Annotated in this window: 26 protein-coding genes and 1 pseudogene; 7 read left to right on the top strand and 20 right to left on the bottom strand. The window is 39.1% G+C overall.

From position 1 onward, the window contains the following. Positions 1 to 59: 59 nt before the first annotated feature. The 8 genes from SC206_RS19060 to SC206_RS19025 are packed head-to-tail and all read right to left on the bottom strand — an operon-like array spanning position 60 to position 9994. Positions 60 to 2975, bottom strand: a complete 2916-nt coding sequence (locus tag SC206_RS19060; RefSeq protein WP_332739743.1) for a pyocin knob domain-containing protein — start codon at positions 2973 to 2975, stop codon at positions 60 to 62. A gap of 21 nt (positions 2976 to 2996) precedes the next feature. Further along, positions 2997 to 3494, bottom strand: coding sequence for a hypothetical protein (locus SC206_RS19055; protein WP_332739741.1), 498 nt, complete (start codon positions 3492 to 3494; stop codon positions 2997 to 2999). A gap of 5 nt (positions 3495 to 3499) precedes the next feature. Then, a complete protein-coding gene (locus tag SC206_RS19050) occupies positions 3500 to 3778 on the bottom strand; it encodes a hypothetical protein (RefSeq protein WP_332739739.1) in 279 nt (92 codons plus the stop codon). Between the two features lie 2 nt (positions 3779 to 3780). Next, a complete protein-coding gene (locus tag SC206_RS19045; protein WP_332739737.1) occupies positions 3781 to 5625 on the bottom strand; it encodes a phage major capsid family protein in 1845 nt (614 codons plus the stop codon). Beyond that, positions 5567 to 7096, bottom strand: a complete 1530-nt coding sequence (locus tag SC206_RS19040) for a phage portal protein (protein ID WP_332739735.1) — start codon at positions 7094 to 7096, stop codon at positions 5567 to 5569. Before SC206_RS19040 ends, SC206_RS19045 begins: the two co-directional genes overlap by 59 nt. Positions 7097 to 7111: 15 nt before the next feature. Further along, the gene (locus SC206_RS19035; RefSeq protein WP_332739733.1) at positions 7112 to 7585 is read right to left on the bottom strand and encodes a hypothetical protein; all 474 of its coding nucleotides are present in this window, start codon (positions 7583 to 7585) and stop codon (positions 7112 to 7114) included. 17 nt (positions 7586 to 7602) lie between these two features. Continuing rightward, positions 7603 to 9543, bottom strand: coding sequence for a terminase gpA endonuclease subunit (locus SC206_RS19030; protein ID WP_332739731.1), 1941 nt, complete (start codon positions 9541 to 9543; stop codon positions 7603 to 7605). After that, positions 9458 to 9994, bottom strand: a complete 537-nt coding sequence (locus tag SC206_RS19025; RefSeq protein ID WP_332739728.1) for a hypothetical protein — start codon at positions 9992 to 9994, stop codon at positions 9458 to 9460. The genes SC206_RS19030 and SC206_RS19025 overlap by 86 nt, the downstream gene beginning before the upstream one ends. A gap of 64 nt (positions 9995 to 10058) precedes the next feature. Between SC206_RS19025 and SC206_RS19020 the strand changes: the two genes are divergently transcribed. From SC206_RS19020 to SC206_RS19010, 3 genes are all read left to right on the top strand, one after another. Beyond that, positions 10059 to 10652 carry a hypothetical protein gene (locus SC206_RS19020; protein WP_332739726.1) on the top strand — a complete coding sequence of 198 codons (594 nt, stop codon included), beginning with the start codon at positions 10059 to 10061 and terminating at the stop codon, positions 10650 to 10652. Positions 10653 to 10781: 129 nt separating this feature from the next. Next, positions 10782 to 11285 (top strand): SLATT domain-containing protein, encoded by a 504-nt coding sequence (locus SC206_RS19015; protein WP_332739725.1) that lies wholly within the window; start codon positions 10782 to 10784, stop codon positions 11283 to 11285. Positions 11286 to 11287: 2 nt separating this feature from the next. Then, complete coding sequence (locus SC206_RS19010) at positions 11288 to 12067, top strand: SMODS domain-containing nucleotidyltransferase (protein ID WP_332739724.1); 780 nt, start codon at positions 11288 to 11290, stop codon at positions 12065 to 12067. Positions 12068 to 12170: 103 nt separating this feature from the next. Here SC206_RS19010 and SC206_RS19005 read toward each other — a convergent pair whose 3' ends face one another. Then, positions 12171 to 12695 (bottom strand): dihydrofolate reductase, encoded by a 525-nt coding sequence (locus SC206_RS19005; RefSeq protein ID WP_332739723.1) that lies wholly within the window; start codon positions 12693 to 12695, stop codon positions 12171 to 12173. Between the two features lie 196 nt (positions 12696 to 12891). Here SC206_RS19005 and SC206_RS19000 point away from each other — a divergent pair, with 196 nt between their 5' ends. The 3 genes from SC206_RS19000 (at position 12892) to SC206_RS18990 (ending at position 15139) form a co-directional block, all read left to right on the top strand. After that, positions 12892 to 13560: a hypothetical protein gene (locus SC206_RS19000; protein ID WP_332739722.1), complete on the top strand. Its 669-nt coding sequence runs from the start codon at positions 12892 to 12894 to the stop codon at positions 13558 to 13560. Positions 13561 to 13668: 108 nt separating this feature from the next. Beyond that, positions 13669 to 14448: a GIY-YIG nuclease family protein gene (locus SC206_RS18995; RefSeq protein WP_332739721.1), complete on the top strand. Its 780-nt coding sequence runs from the start codon at positions 13669 to 13671 to the stop codon at positions 14446 to 14448. A gap of 13 nt (positions 14449 to 14461) precedes the next feature. Next, the gene (locus tag SC206_RS18990) at positions 14462 to 15139 is read left to right on the top strand and encodes a hypothetical protein (protein WP_332739720.1); all 678 of its coding nucleotides are present in this window, start codon (positions 14462 to 14464) and stop codon (positions 15137 to 15139) included. Between the two features lie 93 nt (positions 15140 to 15232). On the opposite strand, the gene SC206_RS18985 is transcribed toward SC206_RS18990, so the two are convergent. Then, complete coding sequence (locus SC206_RS18985) at positions 15233 to 15589, bottom strand: hypothetical protein (RefSeq protein WP_332739719.1); 357 nt, start codon at positions 15587 to 15589, stop codon at positions 15233 to 15235. A gap of 84 nt (positions 15590 to 15673) precedes the next feature. After that, positions 15674 to 15919 (bottom strand): hypothetical protein, encoded by a 246-nt coding sequence (locus tag SC206_RS18980; protein ID WP_332739718.1) that lies wholly within the window; start codon positions 15917 to 15919, stop codon positions 15674 to 15676. 545 nt (positions 15920 to 16464) lie between these two features. Here SC206_RS18980 and SC206_RS18975 point away from each other — a divergent pair. Continuing rightward, entirely contained in the window at positions 16465 to 17271 is an 807-nt protein-coding gene (locus tag SC206_RS18975) for a chaperonin (protein ID WP_332739716.1), read from the top strand. Positions 17272 to 17729: 458 nt separating this feature from the next. On the opposite strand, the gene SC206_RS18970 is transcribed toward SC206_RS18975, so the two are convergent. The 9 genes and pseudogenes from SC206_RS18970 to arnD form a co-directional block, all read right to left on the bottom strand. After that, positions 17730 to 19160, bottom strand: coding sequence for a hypothetical protein (locus tag SC206_RS18970; protein ID WP_332739714.1), 1431 nt, complete (start codon positions 19158 to 19160; stop codon positions 17730 to 17732). Between the two features lie 53 nt (positions 19161 to 19213). Continuing rightward, positions 19214 to 19372: a hypothetical protein gene (locus SC206_RS18965; RefSeq protein WP_332739712.1), complete on the bottom strand. Its 159-nt coding sequence runs from the start codon at positions 19370 to 19372 to the stop codon at positions 19214 to 19216. A 257-nt stretch (positions 19373 to 19629) separates the two neighbouring features. Further along, positions 19630 to 21354: a recombinase family protein gene (locus SC206_RS18960; RefSeq protein WP_332739710.1), complete on the bottom strand. Its 1725-nt coding sequence runs from the start codon at positions 21352 to 21354 to the stop codon at positions 19630 to 19632. Positions 21355 to 21397: 43 nt separating this feature from the next. After that, a pseudogene (gene lplA / locus SC206_RS18955) lies at positions 21398 to 21532 on the bottom strand (lipoate--protein ligase LplA); the annotation flags it as partial. Positions 21533 to 21566: 34 nt separating this feature from the next. Beyond that, positions 21567 to 22046: an NlpC/P60 family protein gene (locus SC206_RS18950; RefSeq protein ID WP_332739708.1), complete on the bottom strand. Its 480-nt coding sequence runs from the start codon at positions 22044 to 22046 to the stop codon at positions 21567 to 21569. Positions 22047 to 22204: 158 nt separating this feature from the next. Further along, positions 22205 to 22609: a 4-amino-4-deoxy-L-arabinose-phosphoundecaprenol flippase subunit ArnF gene (gene arnF, locus SC206_RS18945; protein ID WP_332739706.1), complete on the bottom strand. Its 405-nt coding sequence runs from the start codon at positions 22607 to 22609 to the stop codon at positions 22205 to 22207. Further along, positions 22609 to 22938, bottom strand: a complete 330-nt coding sequence (arnE, locus tag SC206_RS18940) for a 4-amino-4-deoxy-L-arabinose-phosphoundecaprenol flippase subunit ArnE (protein ID WP_332739704.1) — start codon at positions 22936 to 22938, stop codon at positions 22609 to 22611. Before arnE ends, arnF begins: the two co-directional genes overlap by 1 nt. Next, complete coding sequence (arnT, locus tag SC206_RS18935) at positions 22935 to 24599, bottom strand: lipid IV(A) 4-amino-4-deoxy-L-arabinosyltransferase (RefSeq protein ID WP_332739702.1); 1665 nt, start codon at positions 24597 to 24599, stop codon at positions 22935 to 22937. Before arnT ends, arnE begins: the two co-directional genes overlap by 4 nt. Next, positions 24600 to 25541, bottom strand: coding sequence for a 4-deoxy-4-formamido-L-arabinose-phosphoundecaprenol deformylase (gene arnD, locus SC206_RS18930; RefSeq protein ID WP_332739855.1), 942 nt, complete (start codon positions 25539 to 25541; stop codon positions 24600 to 24602). Positions 25542 to 25548 lie beyond the last annotated feature (7 nt).

The following is a 25548-nucleotide window of genomic DNA, read 5'->3' as shown; positions in this document are numbered from 1 at the left end:
CCTTATAATATATTTAATACCTCCATCCTTGGAGGTATGTGTTATTTCTATTGTATTTATTACTCTGTAGTTGAATCAGTACTAGACATTTCATCACTTGCATCAAAATTTTCGGTACTATCAGATTCAGTACTTTCAGATTGTTGCAATGCAATCAAATCTGCCTCTGCCTGTTTCAGGTTTGTATTGTATATAGAGTCTTCCGGCATAATTAAACGCAAGTCAATCCAGCGACCATCTGGTATATCCATCGCATCGCCAGAAACAATCATTGCTGTATCAACATCAAACTTACGTTTAGTCACGGTTAAAGTAATTACAGCACTCTCATCTTGAGATGTTTCAACAAAACATAAGCGATTACCGTTCACGTCTTGAGGAATTTCTATTTGCCAACCGTCAGTACTTAAACCTAGTGAACCTGATACCGTATATACTCCAGTACTGGTTTTTTTGATTACAACCCCTTCTGCTTCAACGTTCGCTGCACCTGAGCCGGATACTTTAAAATTATTTTCTGTAAATCCAGTTGGCATTAAATCAACATCATTCGTTACTCGAACAATGGGGGATGCACGTTTGATGAATCCATTGCCATCTACCGTAGTATTGGCTTCTGTCCACAATCTGTATCTGCTAGCTCCGCTACTCCAGCCACCAACAGCCCATTGGTTATCTGTATCAATGCCAAAAAAATTAGCAAAGGCTCCGTCACGTATAAACGTCACTACAGCAGACGCAGAGTTATTACCGCCATTAGATATCACTATAGGGGACATCTTAGAACCATCCGCAGAAGCGGAAATAGTAGGGGTGTTGCTTGATGCAAATGTAAATGCCGATGTATTAGCGGTAGCAGTATACGTTGAACCTAAGATAGGTAGTTTACCTGCCCCACTAGACACATCAGTACTTCCAACTGCGGTATACACGCCTGCACTACCAATACCTAAATTCCCTCTCGCCGTAGCTGCTGTAGTCGCTCCAGTACCGCCATTGGCAACAGGCAAAGTACCGGTAACGCCCTGTGTAATATTAGCCGTACCATTAAATGAACCTGCTGTAGTACTGCCAAGGTTAGTGACAAAAGTACGAGCCGTTGCGAGTTTTGTAGAAGAGGCTGCCAAGCCGGTAGTATTACCAGTGCCACCCTGTGAAATGCTTAAGGCGGTTGTTAGGCCGGTAAGTGCGGTAATGCTGGAGTTGCTACCAGCTTCCGTGTATTGCTTCCAGCTTCCCCATGTACCTTGAAGCATCACACGCTGGAAGATTTGCGGGTTAACTGATGTTCCAGATTGCCCAATGTGGAAAGCCATTTGAGCACAATAACTAGGACTATAAGGCAGATGAAGTACAGTACCTGACTGCCCAGAGAATGGGCTATTTGTAGCTGTACTCGTATATCGATACATACCGGCAATAGTGATGGCATTGAAATCTGTTATTGGTGCAAGTGTATCTGTCCCTAATCCTAAAGCTTTAATACCAAGATTAGTTAAAGCTACATCTGAAGTACTTGCTCCAGTACCACCATTTATAATTGGTATTACTGAACTTGACGTGAAAATTTCAGCCCAATCAGACCACGCACCAGAAGCATATGTTCTCTGGAATGTTCGGTTGGCGGTTGATCCAGTTACTGTCTGTCTAATGGGAGTAACGTTTGCATATTGCTCGATTGAAACAAAGACATATGCCTGACCTAAAGCAGCTGGGCCATTGCTCATTGCATTGCCGTAAAATCTGGCGGCGGTTAAAGCTGTATTTAAGTCCTGGCCCGAGAGATTAGCGTAAGTATTGCCGACAAGATGCCATGTGTCCCAAGGTTGAGTAGTGGCATTCCAACTCGCATTTAGATTGCGTATATAAACGTTACCGTACCGATCAGTGAACTTCTGAGAACCCGAGTACCAGCCCGTCGCAGTTATTTCTAGAGTAGCCGGTTGAGCTACCGGTACATTTGGTAAACTATAATTAGCAGAATTGGTAAGATTCCAGATCCCGACATAATCTGAGGTCGGTCCCATCTGATTCAAATCGGTCACACCTACGCTTGTTGGAGTACTTCGCAGAGGCATTGCACCAATATCATTAGGGGTCAAAGTAACATTACTGCTTAAAGTTTTGCCGTTAATAGATGTCGTTTTAGGAACTAATGTAGCGTTCTTTGTATCGCTTTCTGTCTTACTGTAGCTAGCCACATTTAGAACATTCCCAATGCCTAATTCACTTAACGTTGGCTTTTCTGCGGTACTGTATACACGTGCAAATGCACCCTGAGATGTACCCGTAAGATTACGCACTCTGATTAGTGGACTTCCGGTAGTCGCTACCAGTACCTGAGTACCAGAATCTTGATCTGTATTGGTTATACCCAACATATCAATACCAAGAGGATTACCGGATACACTCCCACCGAACTTGAGGAAAGCGTTACCTGATAGAGTGGTAGTACTTTCATATTGGGGATAGTTGAGGGTATCTGCACCAAGGCCAAAATCGCCAATTTTTAAATCTGCCGGATCTTGGGTAGTTCCACGAGCTAGGATCTCATCTACCGCAAAAGTATAAGTGCGTTGTAGTGCCGAATTTTGATCCGAGGTATCCGAATAACCTGTAATGGCACCCTGCAAAATGATGTAATGCTGATCTACTGATGTCTTGGAGGCGTAGAGAGAAACTTTTATCGAAAATTGAGTACTTGATGATTTGAAAGCATCAAGTGCAGCGTGACTTGCATTTGAAGGTACATAATTCACCACTATCATTACGTCATCAACAGATAAACCTGCGGCAATAACGCTATTGTATTCCTGATTAAAAGTACTGATAGTTGTAGTACCACTCTTCAGAGTAACTTGGGGGAATTCAGCAAGATTATCAACTGGCAAGTAGTTGGGCGAATTTGGTAATACATTTTGTGCGTCTGATGTATAGAAAATCTGTGTTTGATTCCCTAAGAATATCCCTGACATAATTATCCTTATTCTTTATTATTATTCTTTGTCTGTTTCTGGCGTGTCTGGCGTATCTGGCGTGCCTGTACTAAGGCTAAGTACTTTCATGGTACTTTTAGAACTGCTATTAGCCGTGGTGGTTGTATAATTAACTTGAATTGTTAATCTTGTGCTATTAACAATATCAGTACTTTGGCTATCTATTTGAGATTCAGAACTTACAGGTTCAATTGAACTGGCATTAACACCAATATCTAAAAGTGCTACCAATGAAGTTTTATCTATAATCAATTCCAGCACTTGAGTAATAACGGAATCATTCTTTTCCTCATCATTACCCACTACTACAAAATCAATCTGTAATTGTGTTTGTACTTTACTACCACCCATTGGTACTGCCGTATACTGTTCAGTCATATCACCAATGAACAGAGTATAATCAGCATTGTTAACACTACTGCGATATGGATTGGTAAGTACCAGATTATTACCCGTCAATAATTGAGTGAGTAGCTGTTTAATTTCATATCTTTTCATAACTACTACACTCCTGACTGATGATAATAGGCATTAACAATGCCTGAGTGATCATCAACGACATTCACTACTTGATAGTTCTTGCCATTTAGGGTGAACGTATTACCAAGCTGAATATCAATTGATTTACAGGTAAAATAATTCTCGGTACTTGCCATATCTTCAAATACAACTTGTTCAGTTTCAAACAGCACAGTAATAGTGCTGCCAGAATTAAGAACAAGTTGTTCGCCAAATGCCGCCAATAATGCTAAAGAATCTTTAGTACTGAATTGGCGAGACATAATTAAGCACCAATCTTGATGATTTGGAATGCTTCTGGACGAGTTAGAACATAGTCAATATCAGCCCAAACACGAGCGATAACACTACCTTTATTTCGGTTAGTAGTATCATCAAGGTCAAGCTCAAGATCACCCCACGAGGCAATTGCAACGTTGCTGAAGTCGCCAAGAATAACAAAGTCGCCAGCACCGGCTAGTACTGATGAGCTGTAAGCAGGTAGACCACACAGATCGCCATCATCTAGCAAGTAAACAGCACCGGTATTAGCACCCACAAGAGTATTACGTAATTTTGCACGAGTAGTTTCACTCATGATTGCTGCAACATTTGCCATGTTTACGGATCGATCACCCAGTACACCTTGTGCAGTTACGAAAGTTTCATAGTCGTAGGCTGATACAGTAGTAACGTTACCAGCAGTCGTAGCTTGAGCCACGATTTCTTGTAAGATTAGAGTCTCAAGACGAATAGCAGATCCGGCTACAATTGCCTGAGAAATAAGTTGTTCAACTTGCGGCATTGATTTTACAACAGTGCGTGTTAAAGGTACTGAGCCAGTGAAAGAACTAGGAGTCATTTTTACCGCTTCAAAGTTTGCTGATACTTCAGGACTAGTGCCATCTTCTGCAATAAAACCGAAAGAGGAGGTAAAATCAGCTGACAATTTAGGGATACTAATTTCAGAAGTTAGACCTGTATACATCTGAATAGGGAAATTCTTTAAAATACTGTTTGCACGTAGTACATCTACAAATGAACCGTAGAGTACATCATTGTGAATTGCATCACCTGCTGTGGCAGTAGTAACGCCAGCACGAACGCTGTTCAATGCACGTTGAAACATATCATTAGAAATTTTCATGCCGTTTTTACCGGTTTCAACTTCTACTTTATCGCCATTGAGTGCCGAGCGAATTACTTGGTTTAGGGAAATGTTTTCCATTTTTTTATCATCCTTGATAATTTTTTTATTATTCAATTGGCGAACTGAGTTTTTAAATTCTTCAATACTCATGCCTTGTTTAATTGCTTCTTCGGCTAATCCGTTAGCCAAATTAAGAGTACGGGCAATAGCTTCTATTTCTGCTGCACGTTCTACATCTTGTGAATCTACCTCTGTATTTACTTCTTCTGAATCTTCGCCTTCTTCATAACTTACGGCATTATCAGGTTCAGTACTTTCATCCTGTTCAGGCTGATCGCTATCAGCTTCATCATTACTTTCATCCAGTACCCTATCTTTTGAATCATTATCATTTGTTTCAGTACTTTCATCTTGTGCATCGCCATTGGTACTATCCTGTTCCAATTCACGTACATATTTGAGTACTGAATCAATATCTTCAAATTGAAGAGAACGCCCTACTCCAACTGAATCGTCAGCAGGAATACTTACTACCGATATTTCATAAGGCATCCAACGGGTAATATTTAAATCATTACCTAAAATTTCATATTCCAGAATTTCATAGCCAACAGATACCTTGGTCAGAGTACCTTCCTGTACTTTTCCAAAATAATCAGGGCCATCACCATATGTGGAGAAACGAACTAAAGCACGCCCGACCATATCAGAACCAATGCTTGCTGTTTCAATCACACCAATGGGTTTGTCACAGTCATGATTGAATAATAAGGGGGCAGAGTTGACTAGACGTGATAAATCAACGTTATCAGTACCATGTAGGAGTACTTCATTGTAATCCACACCATTAATATTACGTACTACTGGAGTTTGGGAACTAAAGCTAAGGAGTACTGTATTCTCTTGAGGGGCATTATCAGCATCATTTAGTTGAGGCTGTATTCTCATCTCCCGCGTCTGGTTTTTGAGTTTGATTGTCATTATTGTTCATTCCTTGAACGTTATCCATATTGTTATTTATCTTTTGCTCATGTTCGATTTCCTCGAATACTTTATTTGGCTCATATCCCAAATCGCGAATGACCATTGATTTTGATTTAACGCCCATATCAACTAATGTTTGTTCATACTGAGCATCTTTATTAGGATCAAGTGATATTTGTTTTGGGAGAATATAAGTACTATTAGAAATACTATCAAAGTCTTTGAATGATAATCCATTCAGCTTAGTAATCATGACATCTGCCAACCACAGTTTGTATATTGGCTTGAGTACTTTGCTAATCATGAGATTACTTTTAGTTTTCATTCCATCGCGTTGAATGCGATCTGACATCTTAGCAGCTGAGAAACTCGCGTTAGATGTGTCGCCCGTGAGATTCATTTTTGTCACACCGAGACCAACTGAAATAGTTGTTAGTACTGAATCAGTAAACGCCTGTAAACCGTCTGTTCCTGCACTTGGAGAGACGGTTTGTATATTCTGCCCTGCTTTCAACTCATATATCTTCCCTGGGTCAAAGAACTCAGTATGTTCTCTTTCTTCTTCCTGCCCATCATATAAGGGATCTACGGTGGTATCCTGATTGGTAATGAATGCCATTGCACTTGAGGCAATTCTCTTTTGAATAATGCTGGCTTCATGAAATGCATTAAAGTCATGTAATGTTTTTATGCTTGCAATCAAATCAGGAATACCTCTTTGCTGAGAAGCATATTCAGGAATGAAATAATGTATGATTTCATCTGCTGGTATGCGTACTAAATCGTTGGTACTAATGGTGTAATTTAAGGGATGAACATTCGCTATCCAGTATGCCTGTACTACATTGTCGCTATTAAACTCAATTCCGTTAGAAATATAAGCACCATTTTTGAGTAACTCATTTTTAGTGCTCGGTACTCTGGCACTGTCTATGATTTCAAGTTGTAAGCCCTTACCCTTACGGATCCTAATGAAAGATTCCCCGTCGATCGCCCGTGTACGCTCAACCGTTTGCTGAAAGAGGTCCAGACTCATTGAGCCATCAAAGCTGAACCGGCTAGCGTCTTGTGCCCAGTCGTAGAACAGCTTTTCAAGAGTATCGGCGAGCTGTTGATTTACTGTGGCATCCAGCAAGGGCTGTGGGCGTACTGTAATACCATCAGCCCCGCAAACTGAGCTAGATGTGAGTACTACGTACCTACGGGCGTATGGGTTGTCAATACTGAGTTGCCGACAAGCTGAACGTACCGCAGTTAGTGACTGCCTTAGTACTGCATTGATTGAAACATTGTTGAGTCCATTACCGTATTCACCCAGTACCCTTGAAGGTACGCCGCCCAAATCATGTGACATACGTACATTATCAAGGACTCTATTCTTAGCATTGTTATGATAAGCACGGCGTGGTCGGTATGGCTTTACTACTGGCTGAGGCGTTTCAACCTCTTTTTTTCTTTTAAACCACATCCTTGTGATCCTCTTTTATCGTGTGAAGCGGCAATGAATGGTACTTTTGAAAAATGAACTATCCTTTTTCATAGACTTCCTGATTTCATTTACCTGCTTCTGATAAGTGTTTTTCATTGAAATGAGAGTACTCAATTCCTCTCGTATTAATGTCTTATTATTAATTGTAACTTGTGAATTATCGCCTAATATACGAGCAGTGATTAGTGTGTTGATATCATCGAGAATGGATTGATACTCGCTTAATTTATCAGTCTGTGCCAAAGGATTAATAACAGTCGTAATAGTTGGAGTTACCTTACCATCAGCAATAAGTACGACACTGTAAGTTCCGGCCTTCCAATTATTAGTATCAATCGTCTGACTTACTGTTTTATCAGTATCATTTGAATATTTATCAATTGTTTGAGTACTATCCCCTACTATCAATTTTGAAAATGATGGTAGTACTTCCTGAAATACTTCACCTATATATATCTTATCTTTCATCAGAATGAATCCTTGTTTTATCCGAACCAGCTTTTACCAAATGATTTGGTACTGGTTGTCTTTCTTGAATATTTATCATTATTTAGTTTTGGTGATTCAGGAGTACTTACAGGCTCATTCATTGCTATCTTATCTGGAGGTATAATGATTGCATTGGCTGCCGTAGCAGCTGTAGTTTTTTTATAATCACGTAAACGTTTAAATGGGTCTGTACCCAATTTATGTATTGAATAAGTCATTGCACATATTGCATAGACTAAACAGTCAAGCGATTCGTTACGTTTTACACCAGTTTTTAGTATCCAGCGGAAACCATCGCCTTTTCTTTTTAATTCTTCAGAGTTTAATTGGTCAAAGTAGTCTGCTGGTAAATCATGAGAAAAAAGCACTTTAAGCGGGGCATCATCGGGGTTGTCACTTAACGCGTTATTTAGAAGGCTACGTACCATCTTTTTGCCTTCATGAACATTCAATACCCAAAGTGGGTAACCTTTACTGGTTGTTGGGATACTTGGTACCAGCACGCCAGTAGTACTACTAGAACCCTTGATAGCTCCCAGTACTTCCATTGTCTGGCAGTAACTCATAATGGTATTGGTAGCTCTGCCGTTGCCGCTGTCTACAAACGTCTTGAGTACTTTCAGCTTGCGTCCCGTGACTGTCCTAAAATCGCCCTGTATAAACTTGCTCAGGTCGTTGTATGCCTTTGCTCCACGGATTTCACAGTTAGGTGAATAAAAGAATCTATGCCCTAGTACATAAATCTTTTCCTTGGTAAACCCGATTACAGTTGTTTCCAGACGGTCGAGCTGCTGATCTACGCCAAGGGTAAGAGCAAGTACTTCATCGGGAATATTATCCAAATCAAAAGTGGTATCACGAAGGTTCTCAAGGGCAATATTTTCAATATCGTTTTGGTACTCGTTGTAGTGAAGGCCCAACACCGTGTTGTAAAACGTCTGGTTCTGATACTCAAAAAAGGCCATACGAAATTCTTTAACGAGATCCTGTATGGTTGTAATGCTTGAGTACATGCGGTTCATATGGAAACCGGCAACATCCTTGATTTCTGGTCTTGTGATTATCCATCGACCGTTACCAATGGCTTTCAGTCTTTGTGATTCTGTAATTTCATCCCTACATTCGGGGCAATGAAGTTTTCCACTTACGGGTAGTGGTAGTTTACGGTTGCCGACCTGTTCAAAATCGAAAAGAACATTGGCCCATTCAAGAGTATGTTCATGCTTACAATGAGGGCACTTGATGAAGTACTGGCGTTGATCCGAGTTCTGGTACTCAATATCAATTGAGTCGCCCTGAAACGTAGGAGTACTTGATAAGATGATTTTGGCTTCCGCACCAAAGGTACTGGCACGTTGTTCAGCAAGCCTGACTACATTCCCTTCATCCCCATCAGTTTCAGTTGCTGCGATCTCATCGAGTAGAATGTACTTGGCACTCTTACCACGTAAGTGTTTTGCAGAACCGAGGGATACGTAGTACCAGAAGCTGCCATCTTTCATTTCTGTCTGGCTAGCGTTGTTGGTATGTTCTTTGGAATTTTTTTCAGTTACCAGTTCAGCAAGTTCTGGTACGGCATCTATCATTTTTTCAATTTTGCCAGATTTCCACTGGTTTAATTCTCTTGTAGTTGTCTGCCCTATTACGATATTTGAAGACTCTGTGTACAGCCAGTACAGAAGCATTGAGTTCATTAGCGTTGTTTTCGACACCTGTGCAGAGGTTTTGAAAACAACTTTTTGATATTGTGGGTTATCAATGATATTGAGAGGTTCGTACTGCCAGTTGTATAACTTTATTTTCTGCCCTGCACTTGGGCCATCGGGTAGAATTAGAAATTGTTCCGCAAAGTCACTTGGCAATATTTTTAGTGGTGGTTTCAACTTCTGTACTGACTTTTTCAGTACTTGATTTAACTTTCTTAGATTGTTGTCCATCCTTGGACTCCTGTAATTCAAACTCTGCTATTTCATTTAGCATTTCATCCATACGTTGATTGATAATTCGTTTAACGGAAATTGCAGAATCTTGTTCAAAGACTTCAACATATATCTTCTGCCCCAATGTTCTTAAGTAGTCTCTCTGTTTTTTAAAATATTTAGACAGTACCTGTTCAACATAATCAACATTGATAACATTCTTATGAGCCTCTGCTACTTCCATTTCTGCCAGTTCGGCAGTTGCGAGAGCAGTACGTAATTTTGCCTTTTCGATTTGTTCTTTGTAATCGGTATTACGTAATGGGTTAATAATATTATCAATAATCCACTTTCTAGTTTCTTCTTCTGGAATATCCTTGTCATGCGGCATACCCTGCCTTTTCCAGTTTCTTAAAGTACTTTCATCATACCCGTACTGCTGTGATAATTTTAAAATTGATATTGCCATTGATGCCCTTATTAATTAATGTACAGCCCTATAAGGTATTTATAAATTTAATGAGGATATAAAAGTGGCAGATTATCATGTAGATTTTAGAACTATAAAAAGTATTATGAAATTATTTCTGGATCAGCCAGAGATTATCAACAAGTTGAGATATATCAATAGCAAGAAAATTGGTGATTGGGAAAAATGGTTACAATTAGAACTTGAATACTTTATTCAAGAGTTGGATGGCATTGAAGTGGAAAGGGAATTACATAGCTCACTCGATAAAAGAATGGACAAACTTAAAAACAACGCGTTTGTGGATTTAATTTTTAGAAAGAATAAAACCATAAGAAACAGTTATTTTTTTGTTGAGTTGAAATGTAAGCCAAACCCAATGAGTTTGCTTGATGCTATGGAGGAAGATTGGGAGAAAGTCAGAAAAATAAAGTCCAACGCAAAAAATTACAATATGCGTACATGTTGGTTTATAGGTTTCTATCAAGATACAACTCGTTATAATGCAGCGGAAATAAAATCTCATTCGAAACTATGGTTTAAACGTCATAATGAAATTATTAATTTATGTCAATGTGAGCTTAAAGAAGGCGTTGATTTATTATGCGAACATTCTAAAATTGGTATGTTAATATTAGGTCATCCGGTTCGGGACTGATTAAAAACCAGATATACAATTTAAAGTACTCGCTCGTGAAACCATTCGTGAGAGCAGAGAGGCTGGAGAACCTTACATTTTTATCAAAAATGATCTAAAATATATTCTCTCTTATCTTGTGAGATCTTTATGAGCAATCAACTTATCGACAAAATTGTAGATGAATGCCATCGTATTGAAGAAGATGCATTGTACTCTTCTAAATCGCACTACAATGTATCGTCTAGATGGGAGAAATTTAATCTCATACTTGGGGTACCATTATCAGTTTTAGCCGCGGTAACTGGAATTGCCGCTTTAAAAAACCTACCTAATGCAACTATAATCATCTCTTTTATTCTTACAATTTTAACAGCCTTGAACACCGCACTTAACCCAAGCAAAAAAGGGAGTTTACATAAATCAGCGGCCGGAGATTATAATATTCTCAAGAATGAAGTCCGCGTTTTTCGTGAAATAGATTTGCATGATACTGTACTTACAGAAAAAGATTTGAGAAGCAAACTTAAAGTTTACTCTGACCGTAGAAACCAGTTAAATCATAGCTCCCCTAATATACCTCAATGGGCTTATAAAAAAACGCAACAAGATATAAAAAATAATTTTGCTATTTATCAAATTGATAAGGAGTAGTTATGACTGTAAGAAGCTACCTTGATTCATTGGCAACATATGCAGTACTGAAAGATGCAACAGTAAACACATCATTAAGTACTCTCAAGAAAAGATTAAACTATTATTATTCTACTGATAAAGTAAATGACCACTTTGCTTTTGGATCGAATACTAGATATACAATGCTGCCAAGAAAATATGATCGTTACTCTGATATTGATTACATGATCGTATTTGAAAATACAGGATATCAACCTCAAACTTACTTAAACTCATTAAGGTCATTTGTTAACGCTCACTATTCGAATTCAGAGGTAAAACAAAGTCATCCTACTATAAAATTAGACCTTAATCATATAACATTTGAACTAGTCCCAGCAGTATATAATATCTTTTATGGCTACCAAATTCCAGCACCAACCAATAACTATGAATCATGGTTGAATACCGATCCAAATGCTTTCAATAAAGAACTAACAAATAAAAACACCCAAAACAATTATTTAATTAAACCTCTTATTAGAATTTTAAAATATTGGAATGCAAATGCAGGTTATGTATTTGATTCTTATACTTTCGAGAAAAAAATAGTTAACATGTATTTTTATGGTTGCTATAACATAAAAGACTATTTTTATTCCGCTGTGGATCAAATTCAGGTTTCCTACCTTGAAGCAAAATGGAAAGAAATTGCAGTTACGAAACTTAAAAATACAGTTAGTAATGTAAAAAATTTTGAAAAAGATGAAATGCCATATTCAGCCGAAATAGAATTAAAAAAAATACTACCTGAGATTTAAAAGTATTTGAATAAGTACTGGCACAGTCAACGCCCCGTATCCTGTGCCAGTACTAGCAGTAATACTACTGCTTATTAATACTATAATGTATATTCACATATATCTAAAGCTTTAATAGCCCAGTAGAAGATAACTTTGATTTTGTGTAAGGATCTAAAGTATAGGTTTGATATGAGTGTGATGGATTTCCTTTATAGTTCCTTACCCAAATTAGCTGAAAGTTAGTAGGTATAGTTGGGGCATATACATTACCCATTGGCTCGACAAGGATAGTACTTTTATATATGACATCCGCAAGCAGCATTGCCTCAATCAATAGTTGACGACCACCTGAAATGACCATTTCCTGATACCCGCCAGCTCTGCCTATCTCCATCGCTTCAGCTAAAGATGCCGCAAAATGTATACTGCCCTCTGATGTAGTTTTAGTGGTACTCAAAACTAGCAAATCACATTCTAGCTTTATCTTAAGGGCTTCAAAGCTATGACGCCCGAGTACCAATAACCTTGAGCATGAAGCTCTAGTGAATTCATCACAACGTAACTCATTAAAATTCTCCCAAGGAATAGTATTTTTGTGACGAATAATTCCGTTTTGGGATGCTGTAAAAGTAACTGAAATCATCATTTTTATTTTCCTTTATAATTTTTACTCGGAAAATCTTCTCTAAGTTAGTGAAATCATCTTTTAGGAATTTTTAACTTCAGTTTGTTATGTTTAACATCCCAACAATTGCATAAAAAACATACTGGTACAAGTGCAATGAGTTATATTGAAGTTCCAGTCTTTTTAAGACATTTAAATCAATCAGTTGAGCTTAACTATGAGCATACCAGCTAAAATAATTAAAAATTTACTCAATGAAAACTACGATTTTTCGAAATTCCTAGAAGGGAATGATGACAAAAGAATGGTTAACTCACTGAGTGTACCGAAGTTGGTAGTACTTATGCTTACTCTAAAGAGATTCATACCCGATGTTCGTTTGTATCAAACAAAGCAAAAACACGAAAAAAACCGCAAAAGTGTATTGAACCAGCAAAGACTCACTAAGCTTCTAATTGATAATGACTTTGATTTGCAAGACATTGAATCACTTATAATAAGTAAAAAAGAAAAGGCCAAATCTATCATTATAGAAAGTGCTAATTATAAGGTAATTCAATATAAGATATTTTTTGATGAAGACACTTTTTTGACATTGAATGGAAAAGTTTTACCGAATAAATTGAGAAACAATCCAAGGTTTGTTGAGTTACTTGATAAAAAACCAAAATATCTGAATGTTGATCGTTTTCTTCGTGATTATTCTCCACAATTCCTTGAAAAATATCCTATAAATGCACAATTCCTCTCTGATACTTTTCATTGTAACCTGAAAGGCCGTCTTAACTCAGAAGCCCAGTTTTACTTTGAAAAATGGCAAGAGAAAAACCATACAGTCAGTCTACCCGAATTCAAGAAAGCCGTTTTAATTGGTAACGCTATGTGATTATTAAAATTACAACTTAATGCAATGCTTTAAGTCTTTAATTACAGTTGTGACTCAATGTAACTTGAGCCATATTGGAGAAAATCACTCGCTTGAGTACGACTTAATATGGATAGATTGTTAAAAATAGGTTTTATTAAAATTGGGTACTGGGAACTTCAGGATGATCAGTTGCACTACGTTATGACCGAATCATTTACAGATGGATGTAATAATCTTTATGCCTTTGTATGTGATGGTGAAGTGAAGTACATCGGTAAAACTACAAGATTGCTCAAGAAGCGTATGTATCATTACAAAAGGCCAGGTGCGACCCAATCAACTAACATCAAAAATAATGCAAATATTAGAGATGCATTATTACAAAGCATGGGGGTAGACATTTTAGTACTTCCCGATAATGGGCTAATGCATTACGGTCAGTTTCATCTAAATTTAGCAGCCGGTCTCGAAGATAGCATGATAAAGATCATCAATCCTGAATGGAATGGTAGTACTCGTATTACAGGGGGCGATAACATTTTGAGTACGAAAAGCATTATTGATGATGAAAGTGAAATTTTAAGCGATGAAGTTTCAGAGGAAATGGTGATTTTGGAATCAAAAGATTATACCTTCAATATGGCACCTACCTACTGGAAACGGGGTTTTTTCAATGTATCAGTGGCGTCTTCTGAGGAGTTTTCTTATGATGGGGATAAACTTACTATCGTTAATCATGATGGGTCAGTTATTCTCACAGCAATTATCAATCGAACTGCGAACAGAACTAAAGCACCAAGAATTATGGGAGGTACCGGATTGAGGAATTTTTTCCAAGAAAATTATAAAGTAGATGATGTTGTTAGCTATCGAATGCTTTCAATGAATACCATGCAATTGTATTAACAATGGAGACTTTATGTATTTAAATTTTTGGTATATCTCAGCTTTAGTAGTTATTGTTATTAAACTTTGCATGTACTGTTATTCAGCGGGTTTTAGGAAAGCAACAAACACAACCACATCGAATTGGTATAAATTCCACCTTGATACAAAAGAGTTATATTTAAAGAATTTATCCGATATAGTTTCAGACTCCTCAATAACTATCATTAAGCATAACAGTTCAACCACAAATGCCATCTTATCCAAATCTGAAAACGTTTTTAATCAATATTATAGACAATTGACAAATGAAATAGCTGAATGCAATTTATATCTTAACGAAATGGAATCGATAACTAATTTATTCTCACTTCATTATGATGATAAAGATGCAGAATGGTATGAGTTATGTTGCAAATATAATGAAAAGCACAACGAGCTTAGTACAAGATTATTTAATTTATCTGTTATAGATGAAAACGCTGATGACAAAAGAGTTTTTTCACATACAGCTCTCAACCAAGTTTATCAAAACTCATTAGCAACAGATAAACATTTCGCAACAATATTGACGTGGTTGATTGATGAAACCAAGTCTTTTGCAAATGAAGTTGATAAAATAAAAATTAATATCAACCCTTCAAATTACAAAAGCTTCGCATCTAACAATATTGCACGATTAAAGAAAACAGTGTGGTTAGATACATTATAAAATTAAAAGGGAGTTATTCAAGCTCCCTCTTATCAATTTAATAGGTTAGGAACCACAAGCATAACTAAGCTTCATTATTTAATTTTGTTCAACCTATGAAGTTTTGCAAACGACCTTAATCACTTCGTCATGTGGGCAACATGGACAAAAACTAGTGTTATAAACATACCATTGGCCGTTAGCTTGGAATGTTATGTCATTACTAGTAGATAATGCAATTGAGAAACTATCTGTATTGATTGATTGTGGCACATAGGTTTGTAGACCTTTTACCTTACAAGTCTCAATAAACGCATTAAGATATGGTTCAAAATCTGTATCTTTATCGATTATAATTTGACCGTGCTGCTTTGTTGCATTTGACAATTCGATTTCAATCATATCAATGGTATAATCAGTGATGAAAACATGTTTAAACAAATTAGCAAAAACTTTCATTGAAGTTTTCATTGGGTGTCCTTTATTCAAAATTAGCGATGGGTTAATTAGCATTAATTAATACTTTTTATTTCAGTTGATCGATACTGCTCATGTTTAGCTTAGTAAAAGAGGAATCTCTTCCCATTTGCTGTCTGATTTTTCAAAAACTCTTTCTTCCGTTGGTTGGTTTTTTTTTGTAAGTGTTATAGTTTTATTTCCATCAATTTCTTTAAACATTACAGTGTATTCTATTCCTTTTATTTCCGTCATGCATGGATACCCATTCACATTGCACTTCTTAGCTTCTTTAAATAACTCATCTAATGCACTTTGCGTCAAAAAAATATTAACTTGATTCATTACTAACCTCAGGAGATATGAATTTTATTTCTTACAAGGCATTAAGCAGCCCCGATGAATTGCATAGTAATAACCAAAAACTCATCTGTCAATTTTATTTTCTCAAAAAGCCAAGAAGACAATAAACTAATTATCAAACTTTTAAACTTATATATAAAAATTAAAAACCTTAATAGTACCTATACCATAAAATACTATTACCCAGAGTGCATGGTAATTACCTTTATAACTTTTACACTTTAAGAGTATTAGTACTATTAGATAACCATTCGATTCTTTATCATATCTTAAAGTACTTAGTTCTTTTGTTTTAGGTATAAGTACTTGCACCGGTAATGCTTGGTTAGTTACTTTGAGTACTTAAATGCTAGTGACTGTGGTACTAGATGCCAACTCTGCATTGCTGTAGCAGAAATTTACTGTTGTTAAAACACAATAAAGGAGATTAGTTTGTCGTACATCACCACACTCGAAATTATTGTTTACTGAGTTATAGTACTAATTAGCTACTACATTTTGACTCAGATTTTAAGGGGAATGCTTGCATGAAGTACATAAGTGAACGAATAGAGCATGTTGGAAAAGGTTATGGCTACTGTGTGATATGTGGTACTCAGGGGCGGTTATCTAAAGATCATGTACCACCTTCATGTGCTATCGTGCTTGAACCTATGCTTCAAAAATCTGTGAGTGAGTTTTACAGTCCTAAAGAGAAAATCAAACCGTTAAATGCTAAAACCGGATCTTACTTTCAAACTGTATGTGAAAAGTGCAATAACGGAATTAATGACAACTCCATTGCGTCTGTTACAAGCCAATTTAGGGCAAAGCTACTTAGGTACCTTTCTGGTGAGCATTTTATGTACAACACTATTAGGGTTGAGGTTGATTCATTAAATTTTGCGAGGGCCATGATAAGCCACGTACTGTCAGCTACTTCTGCTCGAGACTGTGAAAAAAAACCCAGCCATTCTGAATTTTATACTCCTCTCAGAGAATTTGTCCTCGGAATTAGGGGAACATTAGAAGATACTCACGACATTTATTATTGGTTCTACCCTTTTAGAATGCATATTTCAGCTCAGAATATAAATTTTTATAATAACGGTCATCATTGTTTCTGTGCAGTTCTACATTTTTTCCCCATAGCCTTTTTGATTACGCTTGCCAAACAAGGCACACATCCTGTACATGCTTCAAAGTTGGAAATGCAAGATAAGAATTTACATTTCAACATGATCCAATCAAATATGGACTATGCAACTTTCCCTTTTGTTCGCTTAGAAGGTAATCAAATGAATTTGTTCAGTAGCGGACATACATGTGTTAGCTATCCAATTAATAAAAATTAGGGCGTTATTTGTCAAATTCACTATCATAAGGGGATGATGAGGGATCGGGTTGGCTTCGCCGTAATGTATTAAACCAAGTAAAATTAATTTTTGTATTGCATTTCATTTAGAAGGTTTTAATACCGAAAAAATTTAAAGGAAAAAGGAATGCATTTGATTGTTTATGTAGTGAGGTACGAACGAAGTAAACAATCAAATGCAACAAGTCGGTAGGAACGTAGTGATACCGGCTTCTTATTATCAATTATGTATATCAATTATTTAACGAGGCAAGTACTCGTACCTCGTACTTACTCGGAAAAACCCTTTTCTTTTCGTTCCTCAAGAAATGGGTTTTCTTTTTCTATTTTCTTCTTTTTAATTTCTATAAAAAGATCAGAGTAAGACCTATATACTATAAGGTACAAATCTGATTTTTTTCCCATTTGGATTACACCTTTCTATGATGGTGAATTTGATTATTTGTATATCTGCTTATCAAAATTCTCGAAATCTTTATTTCCAAGTTTTTTATACGCTTCAAGCTGTTTTGTTTTCCACTTTTCATAACGTACTAATAAATCACTTTTCTCTTTATTACTTTTCTTCCATTGACTGAAAGCATCTTGCAATTTTTTTGGTACATCAATCAAAGATTCTTTTACCTGTCCACCAGATTTCTTAGGCTTTTCACCTTCATTATCATCCAATCCAATATCAATGTACTCAATATCTCCTCCCTTACTACACAAGCTCATTGCCTGTTTTTCATCGAATACATATACAGTCATGATTTCATCACTATCAAAATCCCTCAGTACTCCACGTTGAACGAATTGCTCCAATGCTTCGTACTCTCTGCACTGAACAATTTGTTTACTAGTTATGTTTAAGAATAACTCGACCATTTTCTCTTCTACTGGAGCAGGATGTGCACTCGACAGCCATACAGCAGTATTATACTTTTGCAAATTATTCATCCCCCTTGTTATGAATGGTACTTTAAGACCATTTAGCTCAAATCTTTCCTTCGAATTTTTTGTGTAATAATACTCAATTCCTTTTAGTTCCTTATTAATATAGTTAACTACCCTGCTAAAATCCTCTGCAAATGATGTTCGGTAATTCTTAGTTAATGAAAAACTTTTACAGAAGTACTTTACTTTCAGTCTTTCAGATACTGGTATTTTCCGTGCCCGAACAGGGATTTCCTTATGTGTAAAAAGGCTTGGGTTAGATAGATATAACAAGCTTTGTTTAAAATTATTTGCCATAAAAGTTAACTTGCACTTTGAGTACTTATTAATATTCGTCCAAGCTAATGTAGTTAATTGTGTTATCTCAGGGTTGTAATCTTTATTTTCTAATTTTGAGAAATATGATGCATTTAATGCAAAGTAATCATTACTTTGAATAACATCAAATTTCTTCGAAATCTCTATAAGGAAATCCCCTTTTATTTTTTGTTTTTTATTTGCTAACAAGTACTTTTCGCTAGCTAATGTTTTATTAAAATTTGTAAAGATATCATTTTCTAGTATTGCTTTTACTTTTGGATCACTTTCATTAAATGCATTGTAGTCATGAAAACTAACGATGTCATCTAAGTAAATATCCCAATTTAAAAGCAGATTAGGATCAATTTTTGCAAATGATTTATGTGTTATTCCCAAAACCCTAGCATTTGGAAATTTTAAAAATTCAACTATACTCATCTCAACATTTTTTTCATCAAAATCATTTGAGTCAATAATTTTACCGCTTGGTATTTCCTTGAAAGTTTGCACTAATAAATCTAATTTAGTTTGTACTATGATGTACCTTTCTTTTGTTGCATTTATTTCATTAATTAACCAATGAGTTTTTCCACTACCACATCCTTCATCAATATAATTATAAATATTAGACATTATTAAATTCCTTTTTAATTTTTACGCCTACATCCTTGCAGGCATTTTTTTGGTTAGATACTTTTGATTTGATGTTCATTCAACAAGTACTGAATTGCTGCTGATTTAGATTTTAGATTCAATTTCACTTTTAACTCTTCGACATATTCTGATTGTCTTTCTGATAATCTTACGCATATCGTCGCTTCCTTGATTTCCTTCTTTTTACTCATGGTACATCCTTCTGTATTACAATATATTGAATTATAGGCATGAAAAAACACCCGCTTTTTTATGGCGGGGTTATTTCAAGGAGAATTTATTTCTTACTACTTAGTATAACGCATAAAACACTTCTGTTTCATATTCTTTAATGGAGGATAATAGAATGTCAATTACTATTCTATTTATCATAAAATAAAAAAGTACCGCTATAATGCAGTACTTTCAAGCACTATAAATCATGAAGGTTACAATTTAGTACTTTTAACTAACTGTTCATTATTTTCAGATGCTCATTACTACCGAGGAAATCCACTACCCACTGTTTGTTCTTTAACCCACCAATGTAATTTAACAAAAGATAATAATCATTAGTGCTATACTCTTTGTAGGGGTTAAATTCAAATCTGCAAAGTTGGTCTAATACATGCTCCCTTACAGCAAATGATTCAGTTGCATAAGTAATTACATCACTTTCATTTACTATCGATATCTCATTAAGTACTTCAAAGTCTTTATTTATTATGATTACGTGTCTATAAACATCATTTTTGTACTTAAGTTCAATTAAGCAGTCCTTACCTATGTAATTAAAAGTAATAACGTCAAGTACTTGCACAAGGAACTTTCGAAGGCTCATACGTAGCGGTACATTACTCGCGTCCATTAGTTGTTCAACTTCTATCATTTGTATATCAGGCAGCGGTTCAGTAACTTTAAGTTGAGATAATTCTTCCTGTACTACTTCAATACGATCCTGAATATCAGTGAGAGCATTTGCAAGAGGTAATGATACCCGCTGCTTAGATTGTTTTCTCGCCTCAATCTGGTCAATACATTCTTGCTCTTCACTTTGAAGTACTAAAAGTTCAGATATTAAATTAGCTTCATCAGAAGTATCGATATCCAATGAAAGTACTTTAGCCATATCCACTTGCTTTACGTGATTGATAACTATCTTTTCAACCTCAAAAAGCTTAATACTTTTCTGACCACATATCTGGAAGTTCAAACGTGAAAGACATTTGATGTACTTCACCCCGCGGCCGTTGGTACTTGTGGTTACCCTAGATCCGCACTTCCCACAACGCACAAAGCCAGTAATAATATTATTAACTTCTCGAGTTTGATTGTTTTCTCTTGGTCTACCTTTCTTACCAATAGCATTAGTACTCAATATGCGATTAGCTAATACAAATAATTCATCATCAATTACCTTCGGGAATACATTGGGTATCAATGTTATCTTCTCTCTAACTAGATTACCTCTGAGGCGTTCATCCTTTATCAGTTTAGTAACCGTGTTTGGCCGCCATAAGGAAGTACCAGTACTTTTGATACCTTCCTCATTTAGACGGCGTGCAATCATAGGAGAAGTCATACCATTAATGTATTCACGGAAAATGCGTTTAATAATTTCTGCTTCATGCTCCAGTACTTTGTATTCGTCATTATTGGCTGTGAGCCATCGAGGCAGCTTTTTTGTGAATATAGTACCAGTTTCGACTGTTTCTTGAAGACGTTTACTCCACCCTGCTATTGATCGTTCTGATTTAATTTTACTTTCGTTATTGCCACGGGTAATGATTAATTCCATGATGATTTTAGACATGGAATCATTCTTGTTCAGTACTACAGGCGTTGATACATCATGGATTTCAACACCGTGCGATACGAGCATTTGTATGGTTGTTTCATCCCAAGATGATCGCCTACTGAGTCGGTCAAGCGAATAGATGATTAGTGCATCATCCTCACCAATCTCCCCTGCTTTCACCTTTATGATGAATTCGGCAAGCTGACCATCAAGTATGTTCTTATTCTTCCAAGCAGATAAACCTACATCCTGCCAGTACTGTACCTCCCCTTCAAAGAGATGACTTTTAACTTTTAAGTACTCTTCAATTCGGGAGGTTTGGTCCGTTAAACCGGCACCTTCAATCTGATTTGTTTTGGAGATTCGAGTATACACATGGGGGCGACGCTTCAACATATAGCACCTAATTAAGAATAGTTATCATGTGTCTATACTAAACCAAAACCACGGTTTCGGCATTACGCCACAAGAACAGCACGCGCTGGCTGGTCATTTGGCGGAAGATACAGTCTTCCACCGCCAGATTAAACCACGGGTCATATGAATCGGAGAGGAGGAGACGTAGAGCGGCCATAATGTGTTGTCCTGAAGTGTGATGCTTGAACCGATTAAATCCGTCGCGCCTGCCAATACGCCTTGCGCCAGTAGACGTTATCTAGCGACGAACGGATGACGCCCTGACTGGTCGAGGCGTGGATAAACTCGTCATCGGTATCGTAAATGCCAACGTGAAGCCCGTTCTCTCCGGCACCGGTCTTGAAGAAGACCAAATCGCCGGGCAACAACTCTTTACGGGAGACTTTGGTGCCGATTTTGGTTTGTGCGGCCGTGCTACGAGGAAGTACGACGCCAAAACGGTCGCGGAAGGTTCTGAATACGAAGCCCGAACAGTCGATTCCGCCGCGACCCAAACCGCCGTAGCGATAAGGCGTGCCGTGCCACTGGCCCAACTGATCGTTAAGCTGCGCCACTACGGCGACGGAATCGGCCAGATTGCCACTCGGCGGCGGCGCGTGGCTGCTACAGCCGCTGAGAATGAGGGCCAGCAATGCCAACAGTGAATACAAACGTTTTGAGTGCGTTAACATTTCTCTCTTTCCCTGGCTGACATCCAAAATCTTTTCGCACGCGGAGCGGGCAAAGGATAACGTGCAGTTATCTAAGGATTAAAAGAATCTAACGTCATTTCATCGTAGGTCCAACAAAAATCGCCTTTTGCTAAAGTAATTCTTAACGCACCCGCTGATTATTGGACCTTATCATCTTGAGTCGCGGACGTTGAGGTTTGGTTAATCAGCACGATGCCAGCAATAATAAAGATGACCCCCAACGATTTCAGCCCGTGCAACGGCTCGTTGAAAACGGGCACCCAAGCCGCCGTCAGATAAACCAGCGCATAACTCAGTCCTAACAGGCTGTAGGCGCGATTTAGCGGCAATCGCCGAAGAGCAAAAAACCAGCACAGCATTGAAAGCCCGTAACAGGCGATACCTCCAAACAGAGCAATCAGGGCAGACGCGGGGCTGGAGGTAATAGCAATCAGCGAGGTCGAAAGCAGTTTCGCAGGCAGCTGCATCATGCTCCATTTCATCAGCAGTTGCGCCACGCTGACCAGCACTACACTTCCGCTCGCCCATCCGTAGCCTTTCATTATCCGACTCCAATAAGAGTGATGCCGAGCATAATAAAAGCGATGCCTAACCATTGGCCTCGCCCGATCGGCTCGTCAAAGAAGAGGCGGGAAGCGATAGCAATCACGATGAAGTTGAGGCTAAGCATCGGATAGGCGGTGCTTAATGGCAGATATTGCAACACGTGCAGCCAGCTCAACAGGCCACAGCCCATAAACAGCAACGCCAGCAGCAGCCAGCACAGCAGCACTTTTTTGTGGGTCAAAGCCTGCTGCGCCGCGCGTTTCTGGCACAATTGCCCCGCGCAGGTCAGCAGGCTGGCGGTGATAAGCCCTAAATAGTCGCTCATGGCCGCGGTTTGAATATCAACAATCTTAAACGATTAGCCCAAATCACCAGGTCAGCCTGTGGGAAAGAGGCAGAAACATCATTCTCGCCATCGACCTTAAGCAACAGCACCACCTCACCTTGTTTACGCGCCTCAGTCAGCCAGCGCGAAAAGTCATCGCGACTGATAAATTTGCCCTTGGCGTCGGGATAGCCCAGCCCATATTCCAGCTCGCCTTTTTCGTCATAAAGCAGAATGTCGTCACGCTTGAGTTCCCACGCCAAGCCAGACGCTAACCCAACACTGTTGGTCATCACATAACGGCTGTGCTGCAACGCAGGAAGATTGAGCGCAATAAAAGACTGTGGCTGCTTGGAGTACACAATCCGTTGCGGAATAATTTGCCCCACCAGCAGAGAAAGCACCACCGGACAAGCCGCCGCCCAGTACCATCGACAAGGCGCAGAAGCACTCACTGCGCCCGCTAATGCCCAGCCAATGCCGCTTAACAGCGCCAGCAACAGCGGTAATTTTTCATATGGCGCATAAAGCAGGCCTTGAAGCGACGGCAAAAAGGCGGTTAATAACAGCGCGAGAGTAATGAATAATCCAAACAGGAGATTAATTAATCCATTGATTTTCAATATCCGCTGATTAGCTGACTGCCTGATTTGCTCGAGATAATCGGCCATCAGCAAGGCGATAGGGGCGAAACACGGCAGAATATAGGTCGGCAGCTTTCCGTGCGCGATACTGAAAAACAGCAGCGGCATGATGGCCCACGCCAGCAGGAAAAACAGCTCGCCACGTTGCGATCTGCGTTGCCATCCGGCTTTCAGCGCGCCGGGCAATAACGCCAGCCACGGTAACGTGCCGATCAACAAAATTGGCAGGTAATACCAAAAAGGCGCAGCGTGCTGAGCGTTTTTTTCGGCGAAACGCTGGATGTGTTCAATCCAGAAAAAGTAGTGCCAAAAATCGGGCTCACGCTGGCCAATAGCGATAACCCACGGCAAGCTGAGTAGCAAGGCGGAAACGATCGCCAGCGGGCCCCAGCCAAACAACGTTTTAATGCGTTTTTCGCGCCAGACGATTGGCAGCAAGGCGATCACCGGCAGCGCCAGCGCCAGAAACCCTTTGGTCATGAAGCCCATTGCGCAGGCTAAACCTAGAGCTATCCAGCTGATTATCTTGTGTTTCACCGCCGTCACGCGCAGGCAATAATAGCTGCACAGCATCGCGGCCGTCATCCATAGCGTAAGCATCGGGTCCAGCACGCTGTAAGTGCCGATGCTGAATACCAGCGTGCAGGAAAGATAGATTAGCGTCGCGCTGTAAGCTTTTTTTCGATTGCTCCACAGCAGATTTGCCAGCCAGAACACCAGCAAGGCGCTGACGGCGGTCGAAAATACTGACCCAAAGCGAACCGCAAAATTGGAATGGCCAAACAGCAGCTGACTAAGATTATTGATCCAGTAACCCGCGTCCGGTTTTTCGAAATAACGCAGGCCGAGAAAATGCGGGACAATCCAGTCGCCTCGTTGCAGCATCTCGCGGCTGATTTCAGCATAACGGGTTTCATCGGGCATCCACAAAGCGCGCCAGTTAAGCGGCAGTAGATACACCACGGCAAAAAATAGAAGCAGCCAAAAACCGTAGACGCGTTTTAATCCTGCGTGCATCTATTCGCCTCCTGCTGATTGCTGACCCAGCCAGCCTTCACGACCCGCAAAAGGCGCGCGAATCACCTGTCCTGATGGCAGCGAATCGAGGTCATCAGGAAGCAGATTGCCCAATGGGCAAAAATGAATCCCGCGCTGTTTTGCCTGCACCAGCAAGCTTTCAAACATCGCGGCCAGCGACATTCCCTCTACTTCTGCATGAATGGTGTAAACCGCCGTGCCTGTTTGTTGTTCAATCAGATCAAGTATATAGGCGTTATAATTTGCATTACTGACCTTGGCATTGGCTGCGCTAGTTTTATCATTGGCTACGTAAACCTTGCTGCCGATCGCTTCGTCATAGGTGGGTAAGGTAACGGGAATTTGCGGAGTTCCGCTTTCGCCATTGACGAGCTGCGGCCTAAAAATCCGCTCGCCTCGACAGTCGCTGTTATAACGGAAATTGAACCGCTCTTTTGTTTCAATAACACGCCGATCGGCACGCCAGCCCGCCACGGCCGAACAGTCAATCGGCCTGCCGAGCGCCCTTTCCAGCGTTTCGCGCCCCTTGCTAATCTGCTGTTCTAGCTCGGCGTCGCTCCATTTTTCGACTTTCGCCTGCCAACCCTGATGATCCCAGGCGTGCAGGCCGATCTCATGACCATGAACCGCGGCGGCCCGCATAATTCCGGCGCAGGCGTTAGCAATCACTCTGCCAGGCCACGCCGTGCCCGCCAGCAAAATATCAAGCCCATACAGCGACGCGGCATTTGAGCGCAGCATCTTCCATAGAAATTTGGGCCGCAGCAGCCGCCAAAGATGACGCCCCATGTTGTCGGGGCCGACGCTGAAAAAAAAGCTGGCGGTAATCTGCTGGCGCTCAAGAATACGCAATAATTCTGGCACCCCTTTTTGGGTGCCGCTCAGCGTATCGACGTCGATCCTGAGTCCGACATGTTTGATTGTGCTC

Origin of the sequence: Rouxiella sp. T17 (assembly GCF_036663475.1) — a bacterium.
In the GTDB taxonomy this organism is placed as follows: domain Bacteria; phylum Pseudomonadota; class Gammaproteobacteria; order Enterobacterales; family Enterobacteriaceae; genus Rouxiella.
The sequence above is the reverse complement of the archived record's forward strand: the minus strand, read 5'-3'. Positions and strand labels throughout refer to the sequence as shown.

Excerpts from the sequence above, each read along its gene's own strand:
- SC206_RS19050 (WP_332739739.1), bottom strand. The coding sequence starts at position 3,778 with ATGTCTCGCCAATTCAGTACTAAAGATTCTTTAGCATTATTGGCGGCA.
- arnE (WP_332739704.1), bottom strand. The coding sequence starts at position 22,938 with ATGAGCGACTATTTAGGGCTTATCACCGCCAGCCTGCTGACCTGCGCG.
- SC206_RS18980 (WP_332739718.1), bottom strand. The coding sequence starts at position 15,919 with ATGAATCAAGTTAATATTTTTTTGACGCAAAGTGCATTAGATGAGTTA.
- SC206_RS19055 (WP_332739741.1), bottom strand. The coding sequence starts at position 3,494 with ATGAAAAGATATGAAATTAAACAGCTACTCACTCAATTATTGACGGGT.
- SC206_RS19045 (WP_332739737.1), bottom strand. The coding sequence starts at position 5,625 with ATGACAATCAAACTCAAAAACCAGACGCGGGAGATGAGAATACAGCCT.
- SC206_RS18965 (WP_332739712.1), bottom strand. The coding sequence starts at position 19,372 with ATGAGTAAAAAGAAGGAAATCAAGGAAGCGACGATATGCGTAAGATTA.
- SC206_RS19060 (WP_332739743.1), bottom strand. The coding sequence starts at position 2,975 with ATGTCAGGGATATTCTTAGGGAATCAAACACAGATTTTCTATACATCA.
- SC206_RS18975 (WP_332739716.1), top strand. The coding sequence starts at position 16,465 with ATGAAGTACATAAGTGAACGAATAGAGCATGTTGGAAAAGGTTATGGC.
- arnF (WP_332739706.1), bottom strand. The coding sequence starts at position 22,609 with ATGAAAGGCTACGGATGGGCGAGCGGAAGTGTAGTGCTGGTCAGCGTG.
- SC206_RS19040 (WP_332739735.1), bottom strand. The coding sequence starts at position 7,096 with ATGTGGTTTAAAAGAAAAAAAGAGGTTGAAACGCCTCAGCCAGTAGTA.
- SC206_RS18950 (WP_332739708.1), bottom strand. The coding sequence starts at position 22,046 with ATGTTAACGCACTCAAAACGTTTGTATTCACTGTTGGCATTGCTGGCC.
- SC206_RS19005 (WP_332739723.1), bottom strand. The coding sequence starts at position 12,695 with ATGATGATTTCAGTTACTTTTACAGCATCCCAAAACGGAATTATTCGT.
- SC206_RS19000 (WP_332739722.1), top strand. The coding sequence starts at position 12,892 with ATGAGCATACCAGCTAAAATAATTAAAAATTTACTCAATGAAAACTAC.
- SC206_RS18990 (WP_332739720.1), top strand. The coding sequence starts at position 14,462 with ATGTATTTAAATTTTTGGTATATCTCAGCTTTAGTAGTTATTGTTATT.
- SC206_RS19025 (WP_332739728.1), bottom strand. The coding sequence starts at position 9,994 with ATGGCAATATCAATTTTAAAATTATCACAGCAGTACGGGTATGATGAA.
- SC206_RS18960 (WP_332739710.1), bottom strand. The coding sequence starts at position 21,354 with ATGTTGAAGCGTCGCCCCCATGTGTATACTCGAATCTCCAAAACAAAT.
- SC206_RS19015 (WP_332739725.1), top strand. The coding sequence starts at position 10,782 with ATGAGCAATCAACTTATCGACAAAATTGTAGATGAATGCCATCGTATT.
- SC206_RS18970 (WP_332739714.1), bottom strand. The coding sequence starts at position 19,160 with ATGTCTAATATTTATAATTATATTGATGAAGGATGTGGTAGTGGAAAA.
- arnT (WP_332739702.1), bottom strand. The coding sequence starts at position 24,599 with ATGCACGCAGGATTAAAACGCGTCTACGGTTTTTGGCTGCTTCTATTT.
- SC206_RS18985 (WP_332739719.1), bottom strand. The coding sequence starts at position 15,589 with ATGAAAACTTCAATGAAAGTTTTTGCTAATTTGTTTAAACATGTTTTC.
- SC206_RS19030 (WP_332739731.1), bottom strand. The coding sequence starts at position 9,543 with ATGGACAACAATCTAAGAAAGTTAAATCAAGTACTGAAAAAGTCAGTA.
- SC206_RS19035 (WP_332739733.1), bottom strand. The coding sequence starts at position 7,585 with ATGAAAGATAAGATATATATAGGTGAAGTATTTCAGGAAGTACTACCA.
- SC206_RS19010 (WP_332739724.1), top strand. The coding sequence starts at position 11,288 with ATGACTGTAAGAAGCTACCTTGATTCATTGGCAACATATGCAGTACTG.
- SC206_RS18995 (WP_332739721.1), top strand. The coding sequence starts at position 13,669 with ATGGATAGATTGTTAAAAATAGGTTTTATTAAAATTGGGTACTGGGAA.